Genomic DNA, 23,906 nt, shown 5'->3' on the forward strand with positions numbered 1-23,906 from the left:
CTCAGCCGTTCCGGAGCAGGCTCAGGGCCTCGGCGCGGGTGGCCTGGTCGGTGAACTGACCGCGCACCGCGGAGGTCACCGTGCGGGCACCGGGCTTGCGGACCCCCCGCATCGTCATGCACAGGTGCTCGGCCTCGACGACCACGATCACTCCACCGGGGCGCAGGTGGTCCACCAGCGCGTTGGCCACCTGAGTGGTCAACCGCTCCTGCACCTGCGGACGGCGGGCGTACATCTCCACCAGCCGGGCGAGCTTGGACAGGCCCACCACCCGGCCGTCCTGCGGCGTGTAGCCCACGTGCGCCACCCCGTGGAAGGGCAGCAGGTGGTGCTCGCACAGCGAGTGCATCTCGATGTCGCGCACCATCACCATCTCGTCGTGGTCGATGGCGAAGGTGGTGCCCAGGATCTCGCTCGGGTCCTGGTCCAGGCCGGAGGTGAGCTCGGCGTACGACCGGGCCACCCGCGCCGGGGTGTCCACCAGGCCGTCGCGGTCCGGGTCCTCACCCACCGCCAGCAGCAGCTCCCGGACGGCGGCCTCGGCCCGCGCGTGGTCCATCAGTCGTCCCGCGAACCCGCCGGCCCCCACCCGCTCGGGCTGGAGCCCGGCGACGGCGGCTGGCCGTGGTCCTCACCCGGACCGGCGGTGCTGCCCGGCTCTCCGGCACCGTGGCTCGGGGAGACCGGACGCTCGTCCACCGGCAGCTGGTCCAGCGGGCCGGAGATGTCGCCCCGGGCCACCGCGGCCTTCTCCGCCTCGGTCAGGATGGGGGGCTGCTGCGAGACCGGACGCCCCTCGCTGGAGAGCCAGGTGGCGCGCACCGGACGCTTGCGGATCGGCGCAAAGATCTCGGCCAACCGCTCGGCGTTCAGCGTCTCCTTCTCCAGCAGCTCCAGCACCAGGTTGTCCAGCAGCTCGCGGTTCTCGTTCAGCGCGGCCCAGGCCTCGTCGTGCGCGGCCTCGATCAGCTGGCGGACCTCCTCGTCCACCACGCTGGCCAGCCGCTCGGAGTACTCGCGCCCGTGGCCCATGTCGCGGCCCATGAACGGCTCGCCGCCGGAGTCACCCAGCTTCACGGCACCGACCTTGTCGCTCATGCCGAACTGCGTGACCATCTTCCGCGCGATGTCGGTGGCCTTCTCGATGTCGTTCGAGGCACCCGTCGAGGGGTCGTGGTAGATGATCTCCTCCGCCACGCGCCCGCCCAGGGCGTAGGCCAGCTGGTCGAGCAACTCGTTGCGGGTGGTGGAGTACTTGTCGTCCAGCGGCATCACCATCGTGTAGCCCAGCGCGCGGCCGCGCGGCAGGATGGTGATCTTGCTGACCGGGGCGGTGTGGTTCATCGCCGCGGCCACCAGGGCGTGACCGCCCTCGTGGTACGCGGTGACCTTGCGCTCCTTCTCGTTCATCACGCGGGTGCGCTTCTGCGGGCCCGCCATGACGCGGTCGATCGCCTCGTCCAACGCCCGGCTGTCGATCAGCTGCGCGTTGGAGCGCGCCGTCAGCAGCGCGGCCTCGTTCAGCACGTTCGCCAGGTCCGCACCGCTCATGCCGGGGGTACGACGGGCGACGGCCAGCAGGTCCACGTCGGAGGCCATCGGCTTGCCGCGCGCGTGCACCTTGAGGATGTCGTGGCGGCCCTTCATGTCCGGAGCCTCCACGGCCACCTGGCGGTCGAAGCGGCCAGGACGCAGCAGGGCCGGGTCCAGCACGTCCGGGCGGTTCGTCGCGGCGATGAGGATGACGTTCGTCGCGCCGTCGAAGCCGTCCATCTCCACCAGCAGCTGGTTCAGGGTCTGCTCGCGCTCGTCGTGGCCCCCACCCATGCCGGCGCCACGGTGACGGCCCACCGCATCGATCTCGTCCATGAAGATGATCGCCGGGGCGTTGGCCTTGGCCTGCTCGAACAGGTCGCGCACACGGGAGGCACCCACACCCACGAACATCTCGACGAAGTCGGAGCCCGAGATGGAGTAGAAGGGCACGCCCGCCTCACCGGCCACAGCGCGTGCCAGCAGCGTCTTACCGGTACCGGGGGGGCCGTACAGCAGCACACCCTTGGGCACCTTGGCGCCGACCTGCTGGAACTTCGTGGGCTCGGTGAGGAACTCCTTGATCTCCTCGAGCTCCTCGACCACCTCGTCGGCACCGGCGACGTCGCTGAAGGTCACCTGCGGCATGTCCTTGTTGGCCAGCTTGGCCTTGGACTTGCCGAACTGCATGATCCGCGAGCCGCCACCCATCTGCGGAAGGATCAGCAGGAACAGCGCGACCAGCAGGATGAAGGGCAGCAGGGTCATCAGCAGCCCGACGAACCAGTTGGTCTTCTCCGGGTCGTCCGTGAAGCCCTTCTCCGGCTTGTGCTCGTTCAACGCCGCGACGACGTCCTCCCCGCGGGCGTCCACGTAGAAGGCCTGGATCTGGCGCGCGTTCTCGACGTCCCCACCGCTGTACTCCTGGCCCTCCTTGAGGGTCAGGTCCACGCGGTCGGGCGTCACCTTGGCCGACTCCACCTTGTCGGCCTCGATCTGCTCCAGCGCGGCGGAGGTGTCCACCCGTTCGAAACCGTCGTCGCCGCTGAGCCCGAACCAGATCAGAGCCGCACCGATGATCAGGAAGATCCAGAACATCGGCCTACGCCACATCTTCTTCATTGCCATCCTCGTGCGGGGAGCGACCCCGCGTCTCGTCCTGCCGACGTCCTGCTGACGTGTGATGCTCGCACCAACGCGCGAGGGCGCCCCAGTCTTCCACAGCGCCCCACCGGACCGCGGTCTGTCCGCGGGTGGACCCCGCCCCGGCTCACCGGTCGGTCACTGGTACATGTGGGGGGCCAGCAGGCCCACGCAGCGCAGGTTGCGGTACTGCTCGTCGTAGTCCAGGCCGTAGCCCACCACGAAGTCGTTGGGGATGTCGAAGCCGACGTAGCGCGCCCCGATGTCGACCTTCATCGCGTCCGGCTTGCGCAGGAGGGTGGCCACCTCCACCGAGGCGGCGCCGCGGGAGGCCAGGTTCTCCAGGATCCAGCTGAGCGTCAGCCCGGAGTCGATGACGTCCTCCACCACCAGCACGTGGCGGTCGGTGATGTCGGCGTCGAGGTCCTTGAGGATGCGCACCACGCCGCTGGACTTGGTGCCCGAGCCGTAGGAGCTGATCGCCATCCAGTCCATCGGCACGCTGTAGGGCATGGCCCGCATCAGGTCCGAGACCACCATGACCGCGCCCTTGAGCACGCCGACCATCAGCAGGTCCTTGCCCCGGTAGTCGATCGCGATCTGGTCGGCCATCTCCTGCAGGCCGGCGAGGATCTGCTCCTCGGTCAGCAGCACCTTCTCGAGGGCGTCCTCCATGTGCTCAGCGTCCACGCGGTCCTCCAACGGTGCGGGTGGGTGGGGTGTCGTCAGTCCTCCGCCGATGCGGGGGGAGCCCCATTCTTGCCGATGGGGCCGACCACCGGGTCGCCGCCCACCCCCCGCCACCGGGCCCACCGCCCACCGCCGGGCAGGTCGACCGGCCCCTGGCCCCGCCAGTCGGTCACCAACCGGTCCAGTTCCCTCAGGTGCACGGAGGTGGGGTCCGGAGTGCCGGGCTCGGCGGCACGCCGCGCCAGGAGGCGCCACACACGGCGGCGCAACGCGTCCTCGATGGCGGCGAGCTCGGCCACCCGGACCGCCCCGTCCTGCTCCACCGCCAGCCCCTCGGCGCGGGCCGCGGCCAGCGCGTCCAGCAGGTCCGCGTCGGCCCGGGCGTGCTCAGCGGTCCGCGCGAGCGCCGGGGCCAGGTCCTCACCGAGCTCGGCCGACAGGTGCGCCAGCACCCGGCGCGCCCGCACCCGGGTGAAGCGGGGATCGTCGTTGTGCGGGTCGTGGTGCACCGGCAGCCCCAGGTCACGGCAGGCCCGGCGGGTCGTGGCCGCCGACACCGCCAGGAAGGGGCGCACCAGGTCACCCCGCCCGGGGGCCATGCCCGCCAGCGAGCGCGTCCCGGCCCCGCGCAGCAGCCCCAGCAGCACCTGCTCGGCCTGGTCGTCGCGGGTGTGGGCGAGCCAGGTCTCGGTGCCCACGCCCCCTGTGGGTCCCCCGGCCAGCGCTGTCGCCCAGCGCTCCAGCGCGGCGTGGCGGGCGCGGCGTGCCTCCGCCTCGGGCCCCTCCCCGGTGCGGGTCACCTCGACCCGCTCCGACCACACCTGCTCGATGCCGAGGGCCCGGCAGCGCGCGACCGCACCGGCGGCCACCTGCTCGCTGCCGGCCTGGAGCCCGTGGTCCACGACCCCCGCCGCGACCACCGGGGAGGCGCCACCACGTCGCAGGCGGTCAGCCTCGAAGGCGACCGCGGCCACCATCGCCACCGAGTCCGCGCCCCCACTGCAGGCGAGGAGCACCGCGCGGCCGGCGCTCACCGCATCGGACAGGGGTTGACGCACCGCGCGGCGGATCTCGGCGACGGCGGCCGGCGGCCCGGGCACGGTCACCGCCCCCGGCGGGTACGACGGGAGCGGCGGCGGGGGCCGGTCAGGCGCTGGGGTTGCACTCGCACTTCTGCAGCGCCGCCACCACGGCGTCGTGGGCCTTGCGGGCGATCATCGGCTGCGTCGCGCGCTCGAAGTCGTCGCTGCTGATCACGAAGGTGAGCAGGCGCCCGTCCTGGGTGACGGTGGTGCCCGCCATGCCGCTGGCCATCGGAAGGGTGCCGGTCTTGCCGCGCACGAACCCGCGGGCCTCCTCGCGGCCGTCGCCGTAGAAGCGCGGCTGCAGCGTGCCGTAGAGACCGGCCATGGACAGGTTCGCCAGGATGCGGTGGTACTCGGGGTCCTCACCGGAGGCGCCCTGCTGCAGTATCTCGCCCAGCACCTGTGCCGGGATCTCGTTCTTGCTCGTCAGCCCGGCGGCGTCGAACTGCTTGTGCCCGGCGTTGTCGATGCCGCGGGCCTTGGTCTGCTCCACCACCCACTGGCCGACGTCCGACGGGGCCGAGTTCTTCACCTCGATGCCCCCCGTGCCCAGCGCCGCCTGGCGGGTGATGGTCTCCACCCGGGCGTTGTCGCTGACCTGGAGGGCGTGGATGAGCTGGTCGCGCACCGGGGCGGACCGCACGACCCCGAGCTGCTCGCCCTCGGACTTCCCCTTGGTGCGCGGGACGGACTTCTGCACCGGCACACCCTCCTCGTGGAGCAGGCCCGCGAAGGTGCCGGCGGCGCTGATGGCCGGGTCCACCGGGGTCGGGTGCAGGTGGCGGGCGCGGTCGTCGAAGAGCTGCAGCATGGTGACCTTGCCGGTCCATCCCTCGTTCAGCGCCACCTGGGACCAGTCGTCGGAGTACATCGGCCCGGCCTGCGAGTCGTCCAAGGCCACCCGGAACTCCTCCGGCAGGTCCTCACCGGCCTCCCGCTTGGCCTCGATGGCGGCCGCCACCTGCTTGGCGAGGTCCTTCAAGCCGGCGCGGCCGGACACGGACAGCGGGTCACCCATGCCGCGCGACAGCATCGTGTCGCCGCCGGCGACGACGACGATGTTGTTGCCCTCGTCCAGCAGCACCTTCGTCTCCAGGCGCTGGTTGAGGTCCCAGCCGGACTGCACGACGGCAGCGGTGGACACCAGCTTGGTCATGGAGGCCAGGTGGTTGGGGCGCTCGGCGTTCTGCTGGAGCAGCACCTCGCCGGTGGCCGCGTCGCGGACGTCCAGGGAGAGGAAGCCGAGGGTCTCGTCCTGCAGGGTGTCGCCGAGGGCCTTCTTCACGGCCTCCTGCGCGGGCGCCTGGTCGGAGTGCTGCAGGTGACCGAGCAGGTGCTCGCGCTCCGGCAGGTCGTCGGTGATCTGCTGGGCCGCCTCGGCCTCGACGGGACCGTCCACCACCTTGCTGGCGGCCCCGGGCTGCAGGTTGCGGTGCAGCACCGCCGGCGGCTCCTCGGGCGCGGTCGCGGCCTCGCTGGGACGCGCTCCGGCCACGTCGTCGAGGAGGTCGACCTCGCCCTCGTCACCCTCCCCATTCTGCGCGGCCTCGGGGGCGGGGGCGTTGGTGAGCACGCCCGGGACCTTGTCGTAGACGTCGGCCGTGACGTAGGCGCCCAGCAGGGCGACCACCGTCGTGGAGGCGATGAGGGTGTTGCGAGCGGAGGACTTCACCGGGCACCTTTCGGACACGCGCGCGGAATGCGACAGACTGGCCCCCAGCCTAGACGCCCTACGAAGGAGGCCCCATGGAGTTCGACATGACCGTCGAGATCCCCGCCGGCAACCGCAACAAGTACGAGATCGACCACGAGACCGGCCGGATCCGCCTGGACCGCCTGCTCTTCACCGCCATGCGCTACCCGGCGGACTACGGCTACATCGAGGACACCCTCGGTGAGGACGGCGACCCGCTGGACGCCCTGGTGCTGCTGGACGAGCCGACCTTCCCCGGCTGCATCGTCCGTGTGCGCCCGGTGGGCGTGTTCCACATGGTCGACGACGCCGGTGGCGACGACAAGGTGTTGTGCGTGGCCGCGGGCGACCCGCGCCGCGACCACATCACCGACTCGACGGACATCTCGCAGTTCACGCTCGACGAGATCCGCCACTTCTTCGAGGTCTACAAGGCCCTGGAGCCGGGCAAGTACGTCGAGGAGGGCTCGCACTGGGGTGACCGTGCGGCCGCCGAGAAGATCATCACCGAGGCCTGGGACCGCGCCAAGGAGAACGGTGTGACCACCGCCCGCTGGCCGCTGCCGGGCCACGAGGCCGACGACACCGCGCGCTCCATCGACCGCTCCGAGGGCAGCGGCGAGGAGGACTCGCAGGCCGACAAGCCCGAGGCCTGAGCCGACCAGCTACCCCGGCGCGAGGGCGGGTGTGACCGACGCGGTCGCGCCCGCCCTCCGTCGTGGTCGGGCCGGGCGCGCGGGGGCCGCGACAGCGACAGCGCAGCGAACGCGGACGCGTGGGGCCGAGCGTGCCATGCCCGGGCACGACGAAGGCCCCCACCGGAGTGAGGGCCTTCGAGATGCTGGAGCCGCCTATCGGAATCGAACCGATGACCTGCTCATTACGAGTGAGCCGCTCTGGCCGACTGAGCTAAGGCGGCATGCACCAGCACGTGGTGATGCGAGCGCCGATCCTACGCCAGGCCAGCGAGCAGCGCCAAATGCCGAGGCGCCTCAGGCGGACAGAGCAGGCGCCAGGGTCACCGCGGCAAAGGGGGTGATGTCCACCTCCACCAGCCCGTGGGTCACGTAGGGGTCGTCCGCCAGATGGGCCTCTAGCTCGTCCCGCGCGCCGCGGGCGATGATGACACCGCCCGTGCGCGGGTCCTGCGGCCCGGCAGCCACGATGAGACCCCGCTGCACCGCGACCCGCAGGTGGGCGCGGTGGTCGTCGCGCACCGCATCCACCTCCTCCAGGGCAGCGGTGTAGGTCAGGCGCACCACGAAGAAGGTGGGTGCGGCGCCCGGCGCGGGGGCCGGCGTGGTCGAGGAGGTGGGCTGGTCCGTCATCGGTGGTTCTCCTTCACGGGTGTCGCCACGCGGGAGGCCCCGCGGACGGTGTGAGTCACAGCGGGGGTGATCAGTCGCAGCGGGCCGCATCGTCCTCGGGCACGGCACCGGTCAGCAGGTAGTCGTCCACGGCGGAGTCGATGCACGCGTTACCGCGCCGGTAGGCCGTGTGGCCGTCCCCATCGAGGGTCAACAGGTGCCCGTTCTCCAACGACTCGGCGGCCGCCTCCGCCCACTCCAGCGGCGTGGCCGGGTCGCGGGTCGTGCCGATCACCAGGATGGGCTCGCTCCCGGCCGCCACCGCCTCGAACGGCTCGGCGGGCTCCACCGGCCAGTCCTCACAGAGCGACACCTCGCCCAGCAGGAACTCGCCCCACAGCGGTGCCTCCTGCTCGAAGGCCGCCCGGATCTCCTCGTCGGACCTGCCCTGGGAGTCCCCCACCCGGTCGTTGCAGGTGTAGGCGTTGAACGCCTCCATCAGGTTGCTCGCGTACTGCCCACCGGCCGTGCGGTCGGCATAGGAGTTGGCGAGCGCCATCAGGCCCCGACCCTGCCCGTCCTGCGCCAGACCGAGGGCCTGGGTGAGCGCCGGCCAGCTGTCCTCGCTGTACATCGCGGCCGCCAGCCCATAGGTGGCCCACCCCACGGTGAGCCGGTCCACGTGCGGGTCTTCCCCGAGCGGCAGCGGGTCCTCGTCGATGCGGGCCACCAGCTCCCGCAGCCCGTCGGCCGCGGCCTCGGGCGAGTCGCCCAGCGGGCAGTCGCCCTCGTCCACGCACCACTGCAGGTAGGCGTTCGTGGCGCGCTCGAAGCCCCGCGCCTGGCCCAGGCCGATGTCCAGGGAGTCGAGGTCGGTGGGCAGCACGCCATCGAGGACGAAGGCACCCACCCGCTCGGGGAAGCGCTCGGCGTAGGTGGCGCCCAGCTGCGTGCCGTAGCTGAGCCCGAGGTAGTTCAGCCGCGGGTCGTCCAGCGCACCGCGCAGGATGTCCATGTCCGCCGCGGAGGCCTCGGTGGTGATGTGCTCCAGCCGGTCGCCCAGCTCGCGCTCGCACCCGGCCACGAAGTCCTCGGTGGTCCGCGCCACCGCATCACGCTCGGACGGGTCGTCGGGGGTGGTGTCCAGGCCCAGGAAGGCGTCGAGCGTGCGGTCGTCCACGCAGTCCACCGGCTCGGAGGCGGCCACCCCGCGGGGGTCGAAGCCCACCACGTCGTAGAACTTGCGGACGTCCTTGCCGACGATGGCGTCCGCAGCCTGGGCGTAGGCGATACCGCTGGACCCGGGCCCACCGGGGTTCACCACCAGCGACCCGATGCGGTTGCCCTGGTCCTTCGCCGGCACCCGCAACAGCGCGAGCTCCATCGTCTCGCCGGCGGGCTCGTCGTGGTCCACCGGCACGGTCAGCGTGGCGCACTGGCCCCCGTCGCAGTCGCCCCAGTCCAGCTGCTGCTCGTGGAAGTGCGCCAACCCCTCGGCGGGTGCCGGCAGCGACTCCTCGGCCGGCGGCTCGCGCAGGTCGCTGGGGACGGACCCCGGCAACCCGTCGGTGCACCCGGCCACCCCCACCACGGCCGTCAGCGCCGCGGCCAGCCAGGCCCCCGCGGTCCGCTTCGTCATCGTCGTCCCTCCCGGGCGCCTGCGCGCCCTGCGTCGCTCTGCAGACCGCCCAGCGAGACCAGCATGGCCTCCAGGGCGAGCAGGGGCATGACATTCTCCGCGATGCGGGTACGCGCGCGGTCGATCTCCTCCAGGCAGCACAGCAGGTTGTCAGCGGAGGTGGTGCGTGCCAGCTGCTCCAGCTCGGCGACGTTCTGCGGGTTCACGAGCTCGATCTGCCCCGCGCCCACCGCCAGCAGCAGCGCGTCGCGGTAGACCGAGGCGAGGTCCACGAGGGTGCGGTCGATGACGTCACGCACCCGCCGCGTCGCGCGCGCCTTCTGCTCCTTGGCCAGCTGGTTGAGCTGGGAGCGGATCGCCGGGGGCTGCGTGCGCGCCGCCGGGTCCGCCCCGTTCAGGCGCAGCAGCTCCTCGCGCTCGGCGACGTCCTTCTGCTCGGCCTCCGCCTTCGCCTCGGAGGTCGCCACCTCGTGCAGCGTGGCGGCCTGGCGCAGGGCCGACCCCAGACCGGTGAGCTCGGCGGGGATGCGGGTCACGCGGTGACGCCGGGCCCGGGCGGCCTCGTCGCGTGCGAGCCACTTGGCCACCCCGATGTGGGACTGCGCCGCCCGCGCCGCGTAGGCCGCCATCGCCGCGTCGACCCCCTGCGACTCGAGCAGCTCGGCGACCGCCTGCACCGGCGGCGTGCGCAGGGACAGGTGCCGCGAGCGCGAGCGGATGGTGACGATCACGTCCTGCGGGGAGGGCGCACACAGCATCCAGATGGTGCGCGGGCTGGGCTCCTCCAGCGCCTTCAGCAACGCGTCGGCGGCCTGCTCGGTGAGGCGGTCGGCGTCCTCGATGACGATGATGCGCCACGCCCCCACCGACGGGTGGTGGGCGGCCGCCATGGCCAGGTCCCGGGCGTTGCGCACGGAGATCGAGAGGCCCTCGGTGTTCACGACCTCCACGTCGGCGTGGGTACCGTCCAGCGCGCTGCGGCACTCCCGGCAGGAGCCGCACCCACCATCGGGACAGAGCAGCGCCGCGGCGAAGGCGCGGGCGGCCGTGGAGCGGCCCGACCCGGGCGGCCCGGTGAAGAGGTAGGCGTGCGTCAGCCGGCGCGGGTCGGCCACGGCCTGGGCCAGCCCCTCGGCCAGCTCCTCCTGCCCCACCAGGGCACTCCAGACGCCGTCACGCACGGAGTACCCCCTCCAGCAGCCCGTCGACGGCCCGGGCGACCTCGGCGCCCAGCTCCTGCGGCGGCCGGGAGGCATCGAGCACCAGGTAGCGCTGCGGCGCCGCGGCCGCGAGGTCCAGGAAGTGCTGCCGCACCCGCTCGTGGAAGGCCGTCGGCTCCGCCTCCAGCCGGTCGTGCTCCGCCCCGCGGCGGCTCCGCCCGGTGGCCGGGTCCACGTCGAGCAGGACGGTCAGGTCCGGCACCAGGCCCTCGGTGGCCCAGCGGGAGATGGAGGCGACCTCCACCGCATCGAGGTCCCGGCCGGCGCCCTGGTAGGCAATCGAGGAGTCGACGTAGCGGTCGCCCACCACCACCGCGCCACGGTCCAGCGCCGGACGCACCAGGGACTCGACGTGGTGGGCCCGGTCGGCGGCGAAGAGCAGGGCCTCGGCACGCGGAGCCACGTGGTCACCGTGCAGCAGCAGCTCGCGGATGCGGCGGCCGAGGTCGGTCCCGCCCGGTTCCCGGGTCACCACCACCTCCCGCCCGGCGTGCTGGCCCGCAAGGTGCTCCACGAGCAGCCTGATCTGCGTGGACTTGCCGGCCCCGTCACCCCCCTCCAGGGCGACGAAGAGACCGTGCCCGGCTACCGTCACGACGGACCGGCCCCCGTCACCGGCCGCCCCAGGTCGTCGCCGGGGCGCAGGCGCTCCATCATGCGGGCGGTGAGCCGGTCCAGGGCCATCAGCTCCTCGGGCGCCATGCCGTCGAAGAAGACCGCCCGCACGTCGCGCACGTGCCCCGGCGCGGCCGCCTCCAGCGCAGCGCGCCCGGCCTCCGTGAGGCGGATGTCGGCCCCCCGGGCGTCGTCCGAGGCCGTGGCCCGCGCCACCAGGCCCCGCTTCTCCATGCGGCTCACGTGGTGGCTGAGGCGGCTGCGCTCCCAGCCCACCCGCCGCGCGAGCTCCGAGACGCGCAGGCAGTCGCACTCCGCATCGGAGAGCATCACCATGACCTCGTAGTCCGAGATGGAGAGGTCCGCGTCCTCCTGGAGGGAGCGATTCAGGTACGCCTGCAGGTCGGTGCGCAGGGTGACCCAGCGCCGCCACACCACCTGCTCGGTGTCACTGAGCCACTGGCCGTCCCCCGTCGATCCCTCGTTGTGCATGGGGGCGACTCTATCCGGGCCCGCGGACAGCCCCCTGGCCGCTGTGGACCGCGTGGCCCGCGCCCACATCCGCCTGTGGACGGGCAGCGGGAACAGGTCCTGGGTGGCTAGCGTGAGGGACATCACCCGGACGACCGACCGCGACACCAGGAGGAACCATGGCGCTTCACGGCAAGCTGTTCGACCAGTACGAGGAAATCACCGGCAACGACCAGTTCATGCTGCAGAACAAGAAGTTGCTGAAGATCCAGATGCAGTACGGCCCCGTCTGGGCGCGCTCCGGCTCGATGGTGGCCTACCAGGGCGACATCCGCTTCAAGAACAAGGGCTCCGGCGGCATCGGCAAGATGTTCAAGTCCGCGGTCACCGGCGAGGGCGTCGACATGATGGAGGCCGAGGGCAGCGGTGAGCTGTTCGTGGCCGACAAGGCCGCTGACATCCAGGTGCTCTACATGGAGAACGACGAGCTGAGCATCAACGGCCAGAACGTCCTGGCCTTCTCCCACTCCATCGACTGGGACATCCACCGCATCCAGGCCCGCGGCGCGGCCATGACCGGCGGCCTGTACAACGTCTCCCTGCGCGGCACCGGCTACGTCGCGGTGACCACCAAGGGCGAGCCGGTGGCCCTGGACGTCTCCGGCGGCAACACCTTCGTGGACCCGCAGGCCGCCGTCCTGTGGACCGCCGGCACGCGCATGGACGTGCGGGTGGACACCGGCGGCATCGGCTCGCTGGTGCGCGGTGGCACGGGCGAGACCTTCCAGATGGCCTTCTCCGGCAACGGCCACGTCGTGGTGCAGCCGGCGGAGAACGTGGCCCACGCCGGGTCCGGCTCCAGCGGCGGTGGCGGCGGCCTGGGCGACCTCTTCAACTGACCCTCCCCACCGGAGCAGGGCCCCGGATGGCCCGGCCACCCGGGGCCCTGCCCCACCCTCCACCGCTTCTCAGACCAGACGGGCCCAGACCTCGTCGTCGAACCAGGTGCCCTCACGGCTCCACACCACCTGGCGCAACACACCCTCGCGGGTGAAGCCGAGGTCCGCCAGCAGCCGCGAGGACGGCCGGGCGCCGGTGAAGACGCGTGCCTCGATGCGGTGGAGCCCCCACCGCTCGAAGCCTGCCTGCACCACGGCCCCCACGGCCTCTCGGGCCAGCCCCTTCCCTTGGTGGTCGGGGTGCAAGGCGTAGCCGAGACTCGCGACGTGGGCCGGCGCGCTGGCGCCGTCCACCGCGGCCGCCGGACGCGCACGTAGCATCACGTCACCCACGAGGACGCCGTCGGCGTGGATGCCGAGCCGGCCGCCCCCTTCGGCTGGGGAGTCGGTGATCCACTCCCGCGCCTGGTCGAGATCGGTCCACGCCGCGTGCCCCAGGTAGCGGCAGACCTCCGGCTGCGACCGGTAGGCGAACACCACCTCGGCGTCAGCGGGCGTCAGCGCCTCCACGCGGCAGCGCTCGGTGGTCAGGATGAGTGGCGCGGGGAGGTCCATGCGCCGCACGGTAGCCGGGCGACCCGGGTCAGCCACGGCGCAGCGGCAACGGGCAGGCCTCTGCCACCTCGGCCACGACCACGGGGTCGGTGGGCAACGGCGGCTGCTTGCCCGCATCGACCTGTGAGCCGGTGAGCGCGGGGTGACGCTCCAGGGCCTCCATCTCCTCGGTCTCGAAGACCCGCGAGCGCGTCAGCAGGCGCTCGCCCTCCGGCGCGTCGAGGCTGAAGCCCGAGCCGCGTCCCGGGACGGCATCGATCACCAACTGCGTGTGCTGCCAGGCGGCGAACTGCGGCCCGGAGATCCACACCGGGACGGCGTCGGTGCCCTGCGGCGCTGCCATGGGGGCCTGCCCAGCCTCAGCCCCGAGGTCGAGCACGCCCAGCTGCACGTCGCGCTGCCCCACACGGAACTCCCCGTCGCGATAGCACATCGGCGCCGACCCGTCGCAGCAGCCGCCGGACTGGTGCAGCATCAGCGCCCCGTGGCGGTCCCGCAGCCGGCGCAGCAGGTCGAGCCCGGCGGGCAGGGCGATCACCCTCGGCGGGACGTGCCCGCCGAGGGTGTCAGGGCGTCGGGTGTCGACCACTCAGAACAGCCCCGCCGGGTCGTCGGAGTAGCTCACCAGCAGGTTCTTGGTCTGCTGGTAGTGGTCGAGCATCATCTTGTGGTTCTCGCGCCCGATGCCGGACTGCTTGTACCCGCCGAAGGCCGCGTGCGCCGGGTACTGGTGGTAGCAGTTCGTCCACACGCGCCCGGCCTGGATGGCCCGGCCCGCCCGGTAGGCGGTGGCTCCGCTGCGGCTCCACACGCCGGCGCCGAGGCCGTACAGCGTGTCGTTCGCGATGCGCATGGCGTCGTCGAAGTCCGTGAACGTGGTCACGGCCAGCACCGGACCGAAGATCTCCTCCTGGAAGATCCGCATCGAGTTGTCCCCGCGGAAGATGGTGGGCTCCACGTAGAAGCCGCTCTCCAGGCCCTCGACCGATGCGGGCGAGCCGCCGGTGAGCAGCTGGGCGCCCTCCTGCCTGCCGATGTCCAGGTAGCTGGTGATCTTCTCGAACTGGTCGCTGGAGGCCTGGGCGCCGATCATGGTGTCGGTGTCCAGCGGATTGCCGCGCTGGATCTTCTTCACCCGCGCCACCGCGAGGTCGAGGAACTCGTCGGCGATGTCCTCCTGCACCAGGGCACGCGAGGGACAGGTGCACACCTCACCGGAGTTCAGGGCGAACATCGAGAAGCCCTCCAGCGCCTTCTGGCGGTAGGAGTCGTCGGCGTCCATCACGTCGCTGAAGAACACGTTGGGCGACTTGCCACCCAGCTCCAGGGTCACCGGAATGAGGTTCTCGCTGGCGTACTGCATGATCAGCCGGCCGGTGGTGGTCTCACCGGTGAAGGCCACCTTGCGGATGCGCGGGTTGGAGGCCAGCGCCTTGCCGGCCTCCGCGCCGAAGCCGTTCACCACGTTGATGACGCCGTCGGGCAGCAGGTCGGCGATCAGCTCCATCAGGAACAGGATGGAGGCCGGGGTCTGTTCGGCGGGCTTGATCACCACGCAGTTGCCCGCGGCCAGCGCGGGGGCGAGCTTCCAGGTGGCCATGAGCAGGGGGAAGTTCCACGGGATGATCTGCCCGACCACGCCGAGCGGCTCGTGGAAGTGGTAGGCGACCGTGTCCTCATCGAGCTGGGAGAGGGTGCCCTCCTGCGCGCGGATGACGCCGGCGAAGTAGCGGAAGTGGTCGATCGCCAGCGGGATGTCGGCGGCCAGGCACTCGCGGACCGGCTTGCCGTTCTCCCAGGTCTCGGCGACGGCCAGCTGCTCGAGCTTCTCCTCCATGCGGTCGGCGATCTTGTTCAGGATGATCGCCCGCTCGGCCACCGTCGTGCGGTTCCACGTCTCGGCGGCCTTCCACGCCGCATCGAGGGCCTTCTCGACGTCGCCCTCACTCGAGCGCGCCACCTGCGTGAAGACCTGCCCGTCGACCGGGCTGGGGTCGTCGAAGTACTCGCCCCCCACGGGCGGCACCCACTGGCCCCCGATGAAGTTGTCGTACCGGTCCTTGTAGGTCATGAGCGACCCGTCGGACCCCGGCTTGGCGTACTGCGTCATGACGACCTCCTGGTGGATGTGGTGTGCGTCACGTGCAGCCTAGGTGCCAGCCGGGGTTCTGACCAGAGGGCTCAGGTCACCAACGACCCTTGCCACCCGGGGGCACCTCGCGCCATGCGGCGAGCGTCTCGGGGTCCTGCGCGTCCAGGAAGTCGACCAGCTCCTTGAAGGAGACGCAGTTGACCTCCTCGCGGACGCACTGCTCCCGGGTGAAGCGCTCCATGGCGTCCAGGTAGGTGCCGTCGTCCCAGGCCGCCAGGTGGTTGCCCAGGATCAGCGGGGCCCGGTTGCCCTTGAGCGCCTTCTCCAGCTCCAGGTCGTAGGTCTCCTGCATCACCCGACCACGCTCGTCGTTGGGCATGTCCGGGGCCCAGGTGTTGAAGGCGGCGAACCAGTTGTAGTCCATGGCCGGGACGATGCGCTCCTCCATGCCCTTGATGTGCACCGACGGCATCGGGATGTTCCAGATGCCGTGGGCCTTCTCGGGCCAGCGCACGATGTCCAGGCTGGAGGAGTCGTAGGTCCAGCCGTCCTCGGCCGCGGCCTTCTGGGCGTTCTCCACGCCCTCCAGGCAGGGTGTGCGCCCACCCTCGACGCTGCGGGCCAGCCCCTTGGGCAGGGCCGTCCCACCCTCGATGGGGGTCTTGCCCTCCCACCGCTCGACGAACTCGTACCACTCGTCCATCTCCTGGTGCCACTGCTTCACGGACCAGTCACCGCCACCCTTCGGGCCGCAGAAGTGCCCGTTGTAGTGGGTGCCGACCTCGTGGCCCGTCTCGAGGGCCGCCGCCAGCTCGCGCGTGGTGTCGATGACCATCTGCCGGGTGCGCGGCTTGATGTGCTGCATGCCCTTGGGGTGGTTGGGCGGGTCGTAGATCTCCTTGACCTCCGGTCCGGTGGCCAGGAAGGGGCCCGAGAGGAAGAAGGTCATGGTGGCGTCGGACTCGTCACCGGCCGTGCGGAAGCGGGAGACGCCCTGCTCCAGCGGGGTCTCCCCGGCGCCGTCCCACGAGATCACCACGAACTGCGGCGGGGCCTCACCGGCGGGCACCTTCTTCGCCCACGCACCGTCCTTGCCCTTGTCCTTCCCCTGGCCCTGCTCGTCACGAGAGGGATCGCCCGACTCGCCTGACGCGTCGCCCGGCTCGCTCGACTCACCCGACTCGCCCGACGCATCGCTCGACTCACTCGACTCACTGGGCTCAGCGGACGCGTCACCGGACTCGCTGGGCTCAGCGGACTCGCCGTCACTGCTCGAGGGCTCACCCGACCCCTCGTCCTCCGAGGTGGGCGATCCCCCCTCGGAGGAGTTCTCCCCCGAGGCGTTGCTGCTGGAGGCGGGACTCGAGCTCTCGTCCCCCTCGGAGTCACCGCTGCACGCGGTCACCCCCACCGCCAGGCAGACGGCCACTGCCGCCCCCTGCACCATCCGACGCGTTCCCCGACGTGCTGGGCGCATGGGCGCCCTCCCTCCGTTGCTGCGTGGCGGCCCGGTGTGGCCGCTCCGTGACCTGGGAGGGACTCGCCCTCCCGGTGACGACCGTACCGAACCCCCGGGGGCCACCGAACCGCCCGCGCGCCGTCGGCTCGTTAGGGTGCGGCAGCACAAGAAATTCGTGATGGGGGTCACTCGAGGGCCCCGCCAGGAGGGGAACAATGCACACCCACCGTGCACTCGCCGCCAGCGCGCTGGCCGGCGGCATCCTGATGACGCCCACGGCGGCACTGGCCCTGGACGTCCCGGCCCCGCCGGAGCAGGGAAACGTCGTCGACGGCGCCGACCTGCTCAGCGACGCCGAGGAGCGCGAGGTGAACGCCCGCATCGATGAGGGGAACCGCTCCACCGACGGGGCGCGGGTCGCGGTGCTGACGGTGGAGTCGCTGGAGGGGGAGGACCTCGAGGACTACGCGCGCCGGGTGGCCACCGCGTGGGGCGTCGGGGATGCCGGGAAGGACAACGGCGTGCTGGTGCTGCACACCGAGCAGGACCGCCAGGTGCGCCTGGAGGTGGCCGACGGCGCCCGGGAGCACGTCTCCGACGGCGACGCGGAGAAGGTGGTGGACCGCATGACCGACCACTTCGGTGACGACGAGTTCGCCGCGGGGTACACCGAGGGCATCGATGCGGTCTACGAGCTCGCGCGCGGCGGGGAGCCCTTCGCCTGGGAGCCGTGGCAGAAGGTCGTGGCGTGGGTGGCCGGCATTCTGGGAGGGGTCGGCGCACTCCTGGCCGGATGGCTCGGTGTGCGCAGCTACCGCCGGTTCGCCGCGCAGGAGGAGAAGGAGAAGGAGCTCACCCAGCAGCTGATCCGCGACGCCCGCCGGGAGGACCCGAGCCTGGCGGAGCCGACCGACGAGGAGTTCGAGGCCTTCCACTCCTATCGCAAGCAGCACGGCGCGGAGCCGCTGCCGAACGGGGTACCGTTCGCGTACGCCGCATGGATCCCGCTGTACGCCGCCAACCCGACCGCGATGGGGGCGCCCTCCCCCAGCTCGACGAGCACGTCCTCGTTCGGCGGCGGCGGGGGCTTCACCGGGGGTGGGGCCAGCGGCAGCTACTGAGGCCGGCCAGGCGCTGTAGGAGGCAGGGGTGACCCCCCTCCGAGGCTGTTTCGACGCCCTCTAGTGTGAGACGGACCACAGCCAAAGGAGTCACCCCCATGAGCACACCCGGACCGCTCGACCCGCGCACCGCAGCCGTCCACGCCGGACGCCACGACCTGACCTCGATGGGGGTGCACGCCGCCCCCATCGACCTCTCCAGCACGTCGCCCCTGCCGGAGGTCGAGGCCGGCGGGGAGGCCTACGAGCAGCTCGCGGGCGGCGGGCGGCCGGGTGAGGGGCAGTCGTTCGTCTACCAGCGGCTGTGGAACCCCACCGTCGCGCGTTTCGAGGACGCCCTGGCCGAGCTCGAGCACACCGACGAGGCGGTGGCGTTCGCCTCGGGGATGGCGGCCGTGGCGGCATCCTTGCTGGCCTGCGTCGCGGCGGGCACACCCCACGTGGTGGCGGTGCGCCCCCTGTACGGCGGCACCGACCACCTGTTGGGCACCGGGCTGCTGGGCACCGAGGTGAGCTGGGTGGAGGCCGACGGCATCGCCGCCGCGATCACCGAGCGCACGGGTCTGGTGGTGGTCGAGACGCCGGCCAACCCGACCCTCGAGCTGGTGGACCTCGATGCGGTGGTGGCTGCGGCCGGGGACGTGCCGGTGCTGGTGGACAACACCTTCGCCACCCCGATTCTGCAGAACCCGGCCGACCACGGGGTGGCGTTGGTGCTGCACTCGCTGACCAAGGCCATCGGCGGGCACGGCGACCTGCTGGGCGGCGCGATCGCGTGCACCTCCGAGTGGGCGGTGCGGTTGCGCCAGGTCCGTGCCGTGACCGGTGGGCTGCTGGCCCCGCAGGTGGCCTACACCGCCCACCGTGGCCTGCAGACCCTGGCCGTGCGCGTCGAGGCCGCCACCCGCACCGCCGGTGAGGTGGCCCGCTGGTTGGCCGATCACCCGGAGGTGGCCGCGGTGCACTACCCCGGTCTGGCCGGCGGCGCCGATGCGGAGCTGGTCGCCCGCCAGATGCGGGGTCCGGGCTCGATGCTGGCCATCCGCCTGGCCGGGGGCTATGAGGCAGCCTCCACGGTGGCGCAGTCGTGCCGGATGATCGTGCACGCGGTGAGCCTGGGCGGCGTGGACACGCTCATCCAGCACCCGGCGGCCCTGACCCACCGCCCCGTGCCCGCCGAGGCCCGACCGGCCGCGGACGTGCTGCGGCTGTCGGTCGGGCTCGAGTCGGCCGAGGCGATCATCGCCGACCTCGAGCAGGCGCTGGCTCAGCTGGCCTGACGGTCGGCGTTGGCCGCGTGGGCGTCGCGCGCGTACTCGGCCAGACCCGGCGCGACGTCCTCGTAGGTCCTCGTGAACCGGGCGTCGGCGACGTACATCTCACCCAGCCCGCGGTGGATCTGCGGCGTGCAGTCGTAGAACCACCGCGTGATGTGCTGCCGATGGGCCTCGGCGACGTCCATGGCGCGGGTGGAGGTGGCCGGCTCGCCGGCCCGCATCGCGGCGGCGAGGTCGGCGAGGATCTGGTCGGACTCGGCCTTCACCTGCTCCCAGTCGCTCCGCGAGTACGTCTGCGTGCGCTGCTGGGACTGCTCCCACGCCGGGGTGTCACCCCATCGCTGCTCGGCCTCGGCCTGGTAGTCATCGAGGTCCGTGGCGAAGGAGTCGCCGAAGATCTCGCGCTGCTCGGCCCGGCTGATGCGGTAGCCGTGGTTCTCGGGCTGGTTCTTCTCGGTGTTCATCTCGGCCTCCAGTGCCGTGTCGATCGCGTCGAGCACTCCGGTGAGCTGCTCGACCTGTCGGATGACCTCATCGCGGCGCGCCTGCAGGCGGGGGGCGACGTCGCCCCCATCAGCCACCGCGGCGATCTCCTCCAGGGAGAGGCCGAGGCGTCGCAGGAAGACGACCCGCTCCAGGCGGGCGACGTCCCGGGGCGAGTAGAGGCGGTAGCCGGACCAGGTCCGGTGCGATGCACCGGCCACGCCCACTGCCTCGTAGTGGTGCAGGGTGCGCACCGTCACGCCCAGGAGCTCGGCCACCTGGCCGACTGTCAGGTCGTCGGAATCGGTCATGGCACCCATGTCACCGCCTCACGTTGCGTCAGGGTCAAGCATGGCCGATGCAGGGAACGCGCCGCGGTCGGCGGGCGTGCGGGGCCGCCGGGAGATCTCAGCCCAGGAGCTCGGCCGGGTCGATCCAGCCCAGCCGTCGCTGCGCCCGGCGGTCGAACGACACCACCTCTGCGCACCCGTGCCCGGTGGCCACGGCGTCGATGAGGGCATCGGCGAAGTCCGCCCCACCACGGGCCCCGACGACCGCCTGCGCGACGGCCCGCGGTGCCTCGCTGCACACCTCGTCCCGGTCCAGGAGGTCGCTGAACGCGCCGAGCACCTGCGCCGCGGGGAGGTCGTACGCGCGCGTCAGGACCCAGAAGCTCTCCACCCACACCACCACCGCCACGAACGCGGGGTCCGCCGGCGTGATGCCGGCCGCGACCTCGCGCGCCAGCCGCGACTGCTCCTCGTCATCCTGTACCAGGAGGCGGACCAGGACGTTGGTGTCCAGGGCGATCACCCGGACGCCCCCGACGCAGCAGCACCGTCGGCCACGGCCCGTTCCATCTGCTCCAGGGTCACGGGGGCGCCCCGCCGGGGAAGGCACCCGGCCAGGTCTGCCAAGGAGCCCGAGCCCCTCACCGCCCGTACCACGTACTCGCCCTCACCGGCCGGCTCGAAGACCACGCGGGACCCGGTCGCAAGGTGGAGCGCCTCACGCACCTCCTTGGGCATGGTCACCTGCCCCTTGCTCGACATCGTCGCCATCACCATGTCCGCCACCTCCTTACCGGAGTGTAAGGAGGTCTGGGACATGGTGGCAAGGGAGCCCCGCGGGTCCTGCGGGAGGAAAAGCGGTGGCCCCACCGTCGCCGGACTGCTGACATGGGGGCATGCACATCACCACCGAGGCTGCTGCTCGCACTGACCTGGACGCCCTGCCGGGCCTGGCCTGGGCCCCCTTCGCCCGCGAGGACGCGGCAGAGCTGAACGCGCTCTTCGCCGTCACCCGCGAGCACGACGGTGACCCCGAGCGCTGGTCCGAGGCCGAGCTGCTGGAGTACTGGGACGCCGAGCGGTCCCGCCCCACCGAGGACGTGCTGCTGGGCCGGGACCGGGAGGCCACCGTGGTGGCGGTCGCCTGGAGCGGGCTCAACCGGGCCGTCACCTCCCTGCGGACCGCCCACCTGGGCGGCGCGGTGCACCCGGAGTGGCGCGGCCGCGGGATCGGGCGGGCGGTCCTGGCCTGGGAGCTGGCGCACGCTGCCGACTGGGACCGCGCCACGCGCGAGGAGGGCTTCGGGCCGCTTGCCCTGACCGCGTACTGCCCCGTCGGGCAGACCGACCTGCGACACCTCGCCGACCGTGCCGGACTGCCGGTGGTGCGCTTCTTCCACGAGATGACTGCGCCCCTGGTGGACCTGCCGCTCCTGCGGGACTCCGCGGGTGAGCCGATCACGGTGGTGGCTCCCCGCATCGAGGAGGGGGCCCGCACCGCCCTCCCGGCAGCGGGCATCCGGATGCTGGACTGGGACCCCGCCCGCAGCGATGAGGTGCTGGCCCTGCGGAACGCCACGTTCGCGGAGCACTGGGGCAGCGTCGAGCAGACCCCCGGCATGTGGGCGGAGGTGACGGAGGGGTCGACCTTCCGTCCCGCCTGGTGCGTGCTCGCCGAGGACGAGGCCACCGGTGAGCTCGTCGGGTTCGCCACCGGCGCGGCGTACGAGCAGGACTGGGAACCGCAGGGCTTCACCGAGGGGTACACCGACCTGCTCGGCGTGCTGCCGAGCCACCGCGGCCGGGGCCTGGCCACTGCGCTGCTGGGCGAGCAGCAGCGCCGCTTCGCAGCCGACGGCATGCAGGCCGCCGGGCTGGGCGTCGACACCGAGAACACCAGCAACGCCCTGCGGCTCTACGAGTCGTTGGGCTACCGGTCCACCTCGACCACCTGCGCCCACCGCCTCGAGCTCCCGGAGGGTGCGCCCGCGCTGACCTGAGGTGCCCGGACGTCCGCCGGGGTTCGCGGGCCGGGCAGGACGGGGGGCGGGCTGACAGCGGGCGACAGGTCGCGGCGTGCGGCTCAGGCCCGTGCGTGAACTGCGCGGGCCCTGGCCACCCGATCGCGGTAGGCCGATGGGGTCAGCCCCACCGCCGCGGTGAACTCCCGTGTGAGGTGGGCGTGGTCGCTGAAACCCAGGTCGGCGGCGAGGGATGCCAGGTCCGGAGCCCCACCCTCCTCCAGCCGGGCTGCCGCCTCCTGCAACCGGTAGCGCCGGAGCACGACCAGCGGGCTGAGCCCCACCAGACGGCGGAACTCCCGCTGCAGGGTGCGCACCGAGACGTGCAGGTCGAGGGCCACGTCGGCCACGGCCCGGTGGCCCTGGTTCTGCATCCGGTCGCACGCGGCACGCACGAGCTCGTACCCGGGCGCCTCCCCGGGACCGGGCAGTCGGAGACGACTCGCGGCTGCATCCAGGAGGGTCGCGGATGCCTCGGCCGGGCCCTCTCGATGTGCGTGGGGCACGACGCGGTCCAGCCAGGTGGACGCGGCCGGCCCGAGCAGGTCCGCCGCTGGCACCACCTGCGCCGCGTACCGGTCGGCCTCGATGCCGGTGGCTGCGGCGAACGCGCCGGGGTGGAAGGCGATCCCTGCGACCCAGCCCTCCGGAGGGAGGTCCACCGAGAACGTGGCACGCATCGGGCCGTGCAGCAGGATGCAGGGGCTCAGGTGGCCGTGCATCGGCGCCGGATCCCCCGCCAACGAACGGCCCCACTCGACGGTCAGGTGCACCACGGGGTGGCCCAGCACCTGCGGACTCTGCGGCGTCGAACCGTCGTGCGCCCACTGCACCCACCACCGGTGCGCGACCACCCGACCGAGGGGTGAGCTGACAGCCTCTCGGCCGGAGGCCCACACGGAGGGGTCGCCGGCGGAGGGAAGCGGGCCACGAGGCAGCGGGCGGGCCGGTTCTGCACTCCCCTCTGGCGCGGCCTGTCGCGAATCTGCAAGCCCCATGGGACCGATCCTAGCCAGACTCGAGGGCATGAACACCTCGAAGAACCCGGGAACCGTGACCGTCAACCCGCTGCTCGTCCTCGAGGACGCCGCCGGCGCGCTGGACCTCTACCAACGCGTCTTCGGCGCCGAGCAGCTCGTCCGCATCGACACCCCCGAGGGGAGCGTGCTGCACGCCGAGCTCGGCCTGGGCGACAGCATCGTCACCGTCATGGAGGCCAGCGACGACTTCGGCACAGCGAGCCAGTCCTCCGTGATGGACGCCGCCGGGAAGGACCCGGACACGGCCGCCTTCTCCCTCGACATCACGGTGCGCGACGTGGATGTCACCGCCAAGGCGGCCCAGGAGGCCGGCGCCACCGTGCGCGAGGAGCCCGCCGACTTCCAGGCGGCCGGTGTGCGGTTCGCCTCGATCCGCGACCCCTACGGCGTGCGCTGGACGATCCGTCAGGTGATCGAGGAGATCAGCAAGGACGAGGAGCAGCGCCGCCTGCAGGAGCTCTTCGTCGGCGGAGCCGGCTGAGGAGCTTCACCCCCGCAGAGTCTCCGGCGACGACCAGCCCAGCATCCGCTGCGCCTTCTGGTCGAACGACGCCACGACCTCGCAGCCGGCCTGCTGCGCCGAGGCGTCGATGAGGGCGTCGGCGAAGTCGACCCCCTCCCGCGCCGCCCGCAGAGCGTGGGCAACGGCCCGTGGGTTCTCGCTGAGGACCTCGTCACGCCCAGCGAGCTCATCGAACACCTCGAGCACCTCATCCGGCGCGATGCCGTAGGCCCGGTGCAGGACCCAGTAGGTCTCCACCCACACCACCAGCGGCACGAAGGCGGGCGCGGCAGGGGTCACGGTGGACGCCAGCTCGCGCGCCAGACCGGACTGCTCGGCATCGTCATCCACCAGCAGGCGCACGAGCACGTTGGTGTCGAGGCCGATCACACCGACTGCCCTGCCGCCGCCCCGGAGGCGATGGCCCCGTCCATCTGCACCAGGGACACCGCCGGCCCCCGCCGCCTCAGCCGCCCCGCCATCACGGCGAGCGAATCCGCCTCGCGGACTCCACGCACGAGGTAACCGCCATCGGCGGTCGCCTCGAAGACCAGACGGGACCCTGCGGTCAGGTGCAGGGCGTCCCGCACCTCCTTGGGCACGGTCACCTGCCCCTTGCTCGTCATCGTTGCTGCAACCATCACACACCTCCTTACATCAGAGTAAGGCGTTGTGTGAACCGCGTCAAGGCCTCGATGCGGGGCGCCCGCC

General features: G+C 72.1%; 26 protein-coding genes and 1 tRNA gene. 6 read left to right on the forward strand and 21 right to left on the reverse strand.

The features are described 5' to 3' along the window. Position 1: 1 nt before the first annotated feature. The 5 genes from folE to KSED_RS12135 all read right to left on the reverse strand — a co-directional run bounded on the left by folE (position 2) and on the right by KSED_RS12135 (position 6,123). On the reverse strand, positions 2-559 hold the full coding sequence (gene folE, locus KSED_RS12115) for a GTP cyclohydrolase I FolE (protein ID WP_041291690.1): 558 nt from the start codon (positions 557-559) through the stop codon (positions 2-4). Next, complete coding sequence (gene ftsH, locus KSED_RS12120; RefSeq protein WP_081439875.1) at positions 559-2,661, reverse strand: ATP-dependent zinc metalloprotease FtsH; 2,103 nt, start codon at positions 2,659-2,661, stop codon at positions 559-561. Before ftsH ends, folE begins: the two co-directional genes overlap by 1 nt. Positions 2,662-2,814: 153 nt before the next feature. Continuing rightward, positions 2,815-3,366, reverse strand: coding sequence for a hypoxanthine phosphoribosyltransferase (gene hpt / locus KSED_RS12125; protein WP_015780370.1), 552 nt, complete (start codon positions 3,364-3,366; stop codon positions 2,815-2,817). 35 nt (positions 3,367-3,401) lie between these two features. Continuing rightward, positions 3,402-4,466 carry a tRNA lysidine(34) synthetase TilS gene (tilS, locus tag KSED_RS12130; protein ID WP_041291692.1) on the reverse strand — a complete coding sequence of 355 codons (1,065 nt, stop codon included), beginning with the start codon at positions 4,464-4,466 and terminating at the stop codon, positions 3,402-3,404. Between the two features lie 46 nt (positions 4,467-4,512). Continuing rightward, positions 4,513-6,123 (reverse strand): D-alanyl-D-alanine carboxypeptidase/D-alanyl-D-alanine-endopeptidase, encoded by a 1,611-nt coding sequence (locus KSED_RS12135; protein WP_015780372.1) that lies wholly within the window; start codon positions 6,121-6,123, stop codon positions 4,513-4,515. Positions 6,124-6,197: 74 nt separating this feature from the next. Between KSED_RS12135 and KSED_RS12140 the strand changes: the two genes are divergently transcribed. Beyond that, positions 6,198-6,800 carry an inorganic diphosphatase gene (locus tag KSED_RS12140; RefSeq protein WP_015780373.1) on the forward strand — a complete coding sequence of 201 codons (603 nt, stop codon included), beginning with the start codon at positions 6,198-6,200 and terminating at the stop codon, positions 6,798-6,800. A gap of 186 nt (positions 6,801-6,986) precedes the next feature. On the opposite strand, the gene KSED_RS12145 is transcribed toward KSED_RS12140, so the two are convergent. The 6 genes from KSED_RS12145 to KSED_RS12170 form a co-directional block, all read right to left on the reverse strand. Further along, positions 6,987-7,063 (reverse strand) — tRNA-Thr (locus tag KSED_RS12145). A gap of 73 nt (positions 7,064-7,136) precedes the next feature. Further along, positions 7,137-7,472 carry a YciI family protein gene (locus KSED_RS12150; RefSeq protein WP_015780374.1) on the reverse strand — a complete coding sequence of 112 codons (336 nt, stop codon included), beginning with the start codon at positions 7,470-7,472 and terminating at the stop codon, positions 7,137-7,139. 70 nt (positions 7,473-7,542) lie between these two features. Continuing rightward, positions 7,543-9,090 carry an alpha/beta hydrolase gene (locus KSED_RS12155; protein WP_015780375.1) on the reverse strand — a complete coding sequence of 516 codons (1,548 nt, stop codon included), beginning with the start codon at positions 9,088-9,090 and terminating at the stop codon, positions 7,543-7,545. Next, positions 9,087-10,271, reverse strand: a complete 1,185-nt coding sequence (locus KSED_RS12160) for a DNA polymerase III subunit delta' (RefSeq protein WP_015780376.1) — start codon at positions 10,269-10,271, stop codon at positions 9,087-9,089. Before KSED_RS12160 ends, KSED_RS12155 begins: the two co-directional genes overlap by 4 nt. After that, a complete protein-coding gene (tmk, locus tag KSED_RS12165) occupies positions 10,264-10,905 on the reverse strand; it encodes a dTMP kinase (RefSeq protein ID WP_015780377.1) in 642 nt (213 codons plus the stop codon). Before tmk ends, KSED_RS12160 begins: the two co-directional genes overlap by 8 nt. Further along, entirely contained in the window at positions 10,902-11,417 is a 516-nt protein-coding gene (locus KSED_RS12170; RefSeq protein ID WP_015780378.1) for a MarR family winged helix-turn-helix transcriptional regulator, read from the reverse strand. The genes tmk and KSED_RS12170 overlap by 4 nt, the downstream gene beginning before the upstream one ends. A 158-nt stretch (positions 11,418-11,575) precedes the next feature. Between KSED_RS12170 and KSED_RS12175 the strand changes: the two genes are divergently transcribed. Then, the gene (locus KSED_RS12175; RefSeq protein ID WP_015780379.1) at positions 11,576-12,295 is read left to right on the forward strand and encodes an AIM24 family protein; all 720 of its coding nucleotides are present in this window, start codon (positions 11,576-11,578) and stop codon (positions 12,293-12,295) included. A gap of 69 nt (positions 12,296-12,364) precedes the next feature. On the opposite strand, the gene KSED_RS13880 is transcribed toward KSED_RS12175, so the two are convergent. The 4 genes from KSED_RS13880 to KSED_RS12195 all read right to left on the reverse strand — a co-directional run bounded on the left by KSED_RS13880 (position 12,365) and on the right by KSED_RS12195 (position 16,479). Continuing rightward, positions 12,365-12,910, reverse strand: a complete 546-nt coding sequence (locus KSED_RS13880; protein ID WP_015780380.1) for a GNAT family N-acetyltransferase — start codon at positions 12,908-12,910, stop codon at positions 12,365-12,367. A gap of 28 nt (positions 12,911-12,938) precedes the next feature. Beyond that, entirely contained in the window at positions 12,939-13,499 is a 561-nt protein-coding gene (locus tag KSED_RS12185; RefSeq protein ID WP_015780381.1) for a DUF779 domain-containing protein, read from the reverse strand. Continuing rightward, on the reverse strand, positions 13,500-15,020 hold the full coding sequence (gene exaC, locus KSED_RS12190; protein WP_015780382.1) for an acetaldehyde dehydrogenase ExaC: 1,521 nt from the start codon (positions 15,018-15,020) through the stop codon (positions 13,500-13,502). A 76-nt stretch (positions 15,021-15,096) separates the two neighbouring features. Continuing rightward, positions 15,097-16,479, reverse strand: a complete 1,383-nt coding sequence (locus tag KSED_RS12195; protein WP_143827387.1) for a hypothetical protein — start codon at positions 16,477-16,479, stop codon at positions 15,097-15,099. 197 nt (positions 16,480-16,676) lie between these two features. Between KSED_RS12195 and KSED_RS13885 the strand changes: the two genes are divergently transcribed. After that, the gene (locus KSED_RS13885; protein WP_015780384.1) at positions 16,677-17,582 is read left to right on the forward strand and encodes a TPM domain-containing protein; all 906 of its coding nucleotides are present in this window, start codon (positions 16,677-16,679) and stop codon (positions 17,580-17,582) included. Positions 17,583-17,680: 98 nt separating this feature from the next. Next, complete coding sequence (locus tag KSED_RS12205) at positions 17,681-18,862, forward strand: trans-sulfuration enzyme family protein (protein WP_015780385.1); 1,182 nt, start codon at positions 17,681-17,683, stop codon at positions 18,860-18,862. On the opposite strand, the gene KSED_RS12210 is transcribed toward KSED_RS12205, so the two are convergent. From KSED_RS12210 to KSED_RS12220, 3 genes are all read right to left on the reverse strand, one after another. Then, on the reverse strand, positions 18,850-19,662 hold the full coding sequence (locus KSED_RS12210) for a MerR family transcriptional regulator (RefSeq protein ID WP_015780386.1): 813 nt from the start codon (positions 19,660-19,662) through the stop codon (positions 18,850-18,852). The two genes, KSED_RS12205 and KSED_RS12210, sit on opposite strands and share 13 nt — an antisense overlap. Before the next feature lie 88 nt (positions 19,663-19,750). After that, positions 19,751-20,155 (reverse strand): type II toxin-antitoxin system VapC family toxin, encoded by a 405-nt coding sequence (locus tag KSED_RS12215; RefSeq protein WP_015780387.1) that lies wholly within the window; start codon positions 20,153-20,155, stop codon positions 19,751-19,753. Further along, entirely contained in the window at positions 20,152-20,451 is a 300-nt protein-coding gene (locus KSED_RS12220) for an AbrB/MazE/SpoVT family DNA-binding domain-containing protein (RefSeq protein ID WP_237699535.1), read from the reverse strand. The genes KSED_RS12215 and KSED_RS12220 overlap by 4 nt, the downstream gene beginning before the upstream one ends. Positions 20,452-20,528: 77 nt before the next feature. Here KSED_RS12220 and KSED_RS12225 point away from each other — a divergent pair, with 77 nt between their 5' ends. Continuing rightward, entirely contained in the window at positions 20,529-21,632 is a 1,104-nt protein-coding gene (locus KSED_RS12225) for a GNAT family N-acetyltransferase (RefSeq protein ID WP_015780389.1), read from the forward strand. Positions 21,633-21,715: 83 nt separating this feature from the next. Here KSED_RS12225 and KSED_RS13890 read toward each other — a convergent pair whose 3' ends face one another. Then, positions 21,716-22,681 carry a helix-turn-helix transcriptional regulator gene (locus KSED_RS13890; protein ID WP_081439877.1) on the reverse strand — a complete coding sequence of 322 codons (966 nt, stop codon included), beginning with the start codon at positions 22,679-22,681 and terminating at the stop codon, positions 21,716-21,718. Between KSED_RS13890 and KSED_RS14980 the strand changes: the two genes are divergently transcribed. Next, entirely contained in the window at positions 22,680-23,174 is a 495-nt protein-coding gene (locus KSED_RS14980; RefSeq protein ID WP_015780391.1) for a VOC family protein, read from the forward strand. The two genes, KSED_RS13890 and KSED_RS14980, sit on opposite strands and share 2 nt — an antisense overlap. Before the next feature lie 6 nt (positions 23,175-23,180). Here the strand turns inward: KSED_RS14980 and KSED_RS12240 are convergent, their stop codons facing one another. Then, complete coding sequence (locus KSED_RS12240; RefSeq protein ID WP_015780392.1) at positions 23,181-23,585, reverse strand: type II toxin-antitoxin system VapC family toxin; 405 nt, start codon at positions 23,583-23,585, stop codon at positions 23,181-23,183. Continuing rightward, entirely contained in the window at positions 23,582-23,836 is a 255-nt protein-coding gene (locus tag KSED_RS12245; protein WP_041290961.1) for an AbrB/MazE/SpoVT family DNA-binding domain-containing protein, read from the reverse strand. Before KSED_RS12245 ends, KSED_RS12240 begins: the two co-directional genes overlap by 4 nt. Positions 23,837-23,906: the final 70 nt, after the last annotated feature.

It is taken from the genome of Kytococcus sedentarius DSM 20547 (assembly GCF_000023925.1).
GTDB lineage: Bacteria > Actinomycetota > Actinomycetes > Actinomycetales > Dermatophilaceae > Kytococcus > Kytococcus sedentarius.

Excerpts from the sequence above, each read along its gene's own strand:
- folE (WP_041291690.1), bottom strand. The coding sequence starts at position 559 with ATGGACCACGCGCGGGCCGAGGCCGCCGTCCGGGAGCTGCTGCTGGCG.
- ftsH (WP_081439875.1), bottom strand. The coding sequence starts at position 2,661 with ATGGCAATGAAGAAGATGTGGCGTAGGCCGATGTTCTGGATCTTCCTG.
- KSED_RS12140 (WP_015780373.1), top strand. The coding sequence starts at position 6,198 with ATGGAGTTCGACATGACCGTCGAGATCCCCGCCGGCAACCGCAACAAG.
- KSED_RS12150 (WP_015780374.1), bottom strand. The coding sequence starts at position 7,472 with ATGACGGACCAGCCCACCTCCTCGACCACGCCGGCCCCCGCGCCGGGC.
- KSED_RS12155 (WP_015780375.1), bottom strand. The coding sequence starts at position 9,090 with ATGACGAAGCGGACCGCGGGGGCCTGGCTGGCCGCGGCGCTGACGGCC.
- KSED_RS12170 (WP_015780378.1), bottom strand. The coding sequence starts at position 11,417 with ATGCACAACGAGGGATCGACGGGGGACGGCCAGTGGCTCAGTGACACC.
- KSED_RS12175 (WP_015780379.1), top strand. The coding sequence starts at position 11,576 with ATGGCGCTTCACGGCAAGCTGTTCGACCAGTACGAGGAAATCACCGGC.
- KSED_RS13880 (WP_015780380.1), bottom strand. The coding sequence starts at position 12,910 with ATGGACCTCCCCGCGCCACTCATCCTGACCACCGAGCGCTGCCGCGTG.
- exaC (WP_015780382.1), bottom strand. The coding sequence starts at position 15,020 with ATGACGCAGTACGCCAAGCCGGGGTCCGACGGGTCGCTCATGACCTAC.
- KSED_RS12195 (WP_143827387.1), bottom strand. The coding sequence starts at position 16,479 with ATGCGCCCAGCACGTCGGGGAACGCGTCGGATGGTGCAGGGGGCGGCA.
- KSED_RS13885 (WP_015780384.1), top strand. The coding sequence starts at position 16,677 with ATGCACACCCACCGTGCACTCGCCGCCAGCGCGCTGGCCGGCGGCATC.
- KSED_RS12205 (WP_015780385.1), top strand. The coding sequence starts at position 17,681 with ATGAGCACACCCGGACCGCTCGACCCGCGCACCGCAGCCGTCCACGCC.
- KSED_RS12210 (WP_015780386.1), bottom strand. The coding sequence starts at position 19,662 with ATGGGTGCCATGACCGATTCCGACGACCTGACAGTCGGCCAGGTGGCC.
- KSED_RS12220 (WP_237699535.1), bottom strand. The coding sequence starts at position 20,451 with ATGTCCCAGACCTCCTTACACTCCGGTAAGGAGGTGGCGGACATGGTG.
- KSED_RS12225 (WP_015780389.1), top strand. The coding sequence starts at position 20,529 with ATGCACATCACCACCGAGGCTGCTGCTCGCACTGACCTGGACGCCCTG.
- KSED_RS14980 (WP_015780391.1), top strand. The coding sequence starts at position 22,680 with ATGAACACCTCGAAGAACCCGGGAACCGTGACCGTCAACCCGCTGCTC.
- KSED_RS13890 (WP_081439877.1), bottom strand. The coding sequence starts at position 22,681 with ATGCCCTCGAGTCTGGCTAGGATCGGTCCCATGGGGCTTGCAGATTCG.
- KSED_RS12245 (WP_041290961.1), bottom strand. The coding sequence starts at position 23,836 with ATGGTTGCAGCAACGATGACGAGCAAGGGGCAGGTGACCGTGCCCAAG.